This is a genomic window from Cytophagia bacterium CHB2 (assembly GCA_030263535.1).
Classification (GTDB): Bacteria; Zhuqueibacterota; Zhuqueibacteria; order Zhuqueibacterales; family Zhuqueibacteraceae; genus Coneutiohabitans.
In genome coordinates this window covers 1-2,293 of sequence record SZPB01000603.1, presented here as the reverse complement: position 1 = coordinate 2,293, position 2,293 = coordinate 1, and the positions used below count along the sequence as shown (strand labels likewise).

General features: G+C 48.9%; 4 protein-coding genes. All 4 read left to right on the top strand.

All coding sequences use genetic code 11. The features are described from left to right. The first annotated feature begins 97 nt into the window (after positions 1 to 97). A complete protein-coding gene (locus FBQ85_29380) occupies positions 98 to 745 on the top strand; it encodes a hypothetical protein (GenBank protein MDL1879244.1) in 648 nt (215 codons plus the stop codon). Between the two features lie 63 nt (positions 746 to 808). Further along, on the top strand, positions 809 to 1,234 hold the full coding sequence (locus FBQ85_29375; GenBank protein ID MDL1879243.1) for a nitroreductase family deazaflavin-dependent oxidoreductase: 426 nt from the start codon (positions 809 to 811) through the stop codon (positions 1,232 to 1,234). 88 nt (positions 1,235 to 1,322) lie between these two features. Next, on the top strand, positions 1,323 to 1,868 hold the full coding sequence (locus FBQ85_29370) for a DsbA family oxidoreductase (GenBank protein ID MDL1879242.1): 546 nt from the start codon (positions 1,323 to 1,325) through the stop codon (positions 1,866 to 1,868). 102 nt (positions 1,869 to 1,970) lie between these two features. Further along, positions 1,971 to 2,293: DoxX family protein (locus tag FBQ85_29365; protein MDL1879241.1), on the top strand; the 323-nt coding region annotated here is incomplete at its 3' end.

Below are 2,293 nucleotides of genomic sequence, written 5' to 3'. Positions count from 1 at the left end.
TAAATCAAGATTCTTCTTTCTGGACATTATGCCTGTTCCCTGCTCTCAACATATGTGAAACGCGAATCTCTGATTTTATAAATATCTAAAAGGAAAAATGACAACTTCTACTACACAATCCACCCTTACCCCCAATAAAGAATTTTCCCGCCTGGCAACCGACGAACAGATTGAGCGCACTGCCGCGGCGCTCGAAGCCAATGGCATTCACACGTTGATCTCTGAAAATGGCGAGGATGCGAAACGCCTGTTTTTTGAATTGATTCCCGACGGCTCTGAGGTCTTTCTTGGCTCATCAGTGACTCTTGAAAAGTTAGGTGTCAAGGATGAAGTTGAAAAGTCTGGTCGCTTCGATGCGTTGCGCCCGAAGATGTTTGCGATGAACCGCGAGACGCAAGGCCGGGAGATTCGCAAACTGGGCGGCGCGCCTGATTTTGCGGCTGGCAGTGTCCACGCGGTGACCGAAGATGGGCACGTTCTGATTGCTTCGAATACCGGCAGTCAGCTTGGGGTTTATGCTTCGAGTGCCGGGAAGGTCATCTGGGTGGTTGGTGCGCAGAAAATCGTTAAAGACCTGAATGAAGGGCTGAGGCGTATTCAGGAATACTGTCTACCTCTCGAAGATGAGCATATGCAGCAACTCTATAAGATGAACACTGGGGTGAATAAAGCATTGATTGTCAACCGCGAAATCCGTCCAAATCGCATTACGATGATTATTGTCAAAGAAGAACTGGGATTCTAAGCGGAGTTGAAAATCTAGGATTAAGATGAACAGTCACAAGAAATTACTCAATGGAGAAACTGCATGTTTGGTAAATGGCTAATGAGGTTGGTTATGGCGATCTATGTCTTTCTGTACCGTCGAACCGGCGGGAAAGTGGGCAGTCGTCTTGGCGCAATGCCGGTGCTTCTGCTCACCACCACTGGACGCAAGACTGGGAAGAAACATACTGTGCCGGTGATGTATCTCAGTGAGAGTCCCAACTACATTATCACTGCCTCCAACAACGGAGGGGAAAAGCCTCCGGCTTGGTGGCTGAATCTGAAAAGCAGTCCGCAAGCAACAATCGAAATTGGCGGCGATATGAGATTGGTGACAACAGAACAGGCGGGTTCTGAGGAGAAAAAACGGTTGTGGGCGCAACTGGTTAAGAAAGCCCCCGCCTTTGAAGGCTACCAGAAGCACACTCAGCGTGAAATTCCAATGGTGATTTTGCACCCCAAATCGTAAAAATTAAAGAAAGGAAAGAAAAATGGACCAAATCAAACTCACGATTTTTTCCGACTATGTCTGACCCTGGTGCTATGTCGGCCAGGGTGTGGTCGCAACGTTAATTGAAAAGCACAGCGCGCAAGTCGAATGGCGTCCGTTCTACCTGCGTCCCGATACGCCGCCCGAAGGTATGGAACTGCCCGATTATGTAAGGGCGCGTGCCGCGCAGAGTCAGGGGCGTCTCAAGCAGATGGCGAACGCCTACGGCCTGGAAATGGTTTTTGCGACGCGCATTCCCAACACGCGCATTGCGCATGAATCTACAGAATATGCGCGCCAAAAAGGTAAAGGGTTTGAATTTCATCATGCCGTCTTTGACAAGTTCTACGGCAAAGGCGAAGACGTCAGCAAATGGAACGTCCTGCGCGATGCCGCCCTGCAAGTCGGACTGGACGCGGACGAGATGCAGAGCGAAGTGGAAGCAGGCAGGTATACAGCGACAGTAAATGGGCTGGTGAAGCACGCCTCTCAAATCGGCGTGACAGGAGTGCCGACTTACGTTTTGAATGATCATTACGCCATTGTCGGTGCGCAACCTTATGAAGCTTTTTTGCGGGCCTTTAAACAAATTGAAGCGGATAAAAACACATAATATCTTTTTAATGAAAAGAGGTAGTAGCTCTCTTGTAAAAATAAATTCTGAAAAACCAATGTAGCAGCACAAAACTATTATGATTTATCAAAGGAGATAAAAATGGATATTGTGTTTCTGATCGGTAGGATTATTGTCGGTGTGTATTGGATTTTCGGCGGCTATGCCCACTTTGCCCAGGCGCAAGCCATGATTCCCTGGACGCAGTCAAAAGGCGTGCCTTTCCCGGGTCTGGCTGTGCGCGGCAGCGGTGCAATGATTATCCTCGGTGGACTGAGTATCATACTGGGGCTGTACCCGCTGGTGGGAGTTGCCTTGATCGTGCTCTTCATCATCCCGGTCGCGTCAACCATGCACAATTTCTGGACGATTCAAGATCCTATGGCGCGCCAGATGGATATGACCTTCTTCATGAAAGATTTCTG

What these genes read in the sequence shown, in the direction of transcription:
- FBQ85_29380 (MDL1879244.1), top strand. Translation starts at nt 98, where the DNA reads ATGACAACTTCTACTACACAATCCACCCTTACCCCCAATAAAGAATTT.
- FBQ85_29375 (MDL1879243.1), top strand. Translation starts at nt 809, where the DNA reads ATGTTTGGTAAATGGCTAATGAGGTTGGTTATGGCGATCTATGTCTTT.